Annotated in this window: 2 protein-coding genes; both read right to left on the bottom strand. The window is 44.1% G+C overall.

Going from position 1 to position 1,042, the window contains the following annotated elements; all coding sequences use genetic code 11:
- Nucleotides 1–272 (bottom strand): hypothetical protein (locus tag NHF50_RS03475; protein ID WP_252775072.1); only part of this gene is annotated, 272 nt, incomplete at its 3' end.
- 5 nt (nucleotides 273–277) lie between these two features.
- The coding region (locus tag NHF50_RS03470; protein ID WP_252775071.1) for a T9SS type A sorting domain-containing protein at nucleotides 278–1,042 on the bottom strand (765 nt) is incomplete at its 5' end.

Raw genomic sequence — 1,042 nt, 5'->3', positions numbered from 1 at the left:
TCATCCGGATCATATATCCCGTTACTATCATCCTTGAAACCCGATGGCATATTGGTACTGTCGAATACTTTTAACAATTGGTTACCGGTATCGTTATTCGAATACGTATAGGTCAGGTTGTCTATTTCCTGTTCTGACTGGGTGCCGTCGGTATCGCGGTCTCCGTTTCGAACCAAGGTTTTTATGTTACCGTTCTTATCGTAACTTACTTGTTCTTTGTAGTTGTTAAAAACGGCTGTCGCTTCCGGTTTAAGATAATCTGCATTGGTCAATCGGTTTAAGTCGTCATACGAATAGTTGTATTTTCGCAGGACGTTATCATTTGCCGTTCGCCAATACGTAGCCGAGATGTTTCCGTTATACAAAGCATCAGGTGCCCGGTTTCGGTATCTGTTTTTATTTCTACTACGTAGATTCCGGTTGGTAGGTTGGTCAAATCTACCGGTATCGTTTTTTCGCCTTTGATCTCCGTACGGCTGATTGTTCTTCCGCTCAAATCGTATAAAGTCGCTGTTCCTTTGCTGTAGTCAAAGCTTACAATTACATTGGTAAAATATTCCGTCGGGTTCGGTACCGCTTCCAGGTCAATGCGGGCTTTCTCTTCCTTGTCCTTGTCTTTGAGCTTTACCACCCAAAAGTCATTACCGCCTTTGGCTGTCTTTTTGTCTTTTGAGGCAGTGCCGTTTGAGGTCCCTGCCAAAAGATAACCTCCATCGCGGGTTTCCAGCAAGCGTTTCATCACTTCATCGCCTTTGCTTCCTACCGTTTGACTCCAAAGCTCCTCTCCGTTAGGCTTGATCTTTAAAGCAATATAATCGTTGATCCCTTCTTTGTCTTTCCTAATGGTTTTAACAGGTGTTTTTTGTCCGCTTTTGTCCGCTTCACTCTGGGCGTAACCGCCAATGATAAACGTACCGTCTTTGTTCTCTACCAGTGAGGTTAAGATATCGGCTTTGCCATAGTTATACGTTTGTTGCCATTCGATCTCACCCGACTCATCGAGCTTTAACACCCAGAAATCGGTTCCTTCACGGTTGGTCTT

Origin of the sequence: Flavobacterium sp. NRK F10 (genome assembly GCF_024054235.1) — a bacterium.
Classification (GTDB): domain Bacteria; phylum Bacteroidota; class Bacteroidia; order Flavobacteriales; family Flavobacteriaceae; genus Flavobacterium; species Flavobacterium sediminis.
This window is presented reverse-complemented; position numbering and strand designations above follow the sequence as displayed.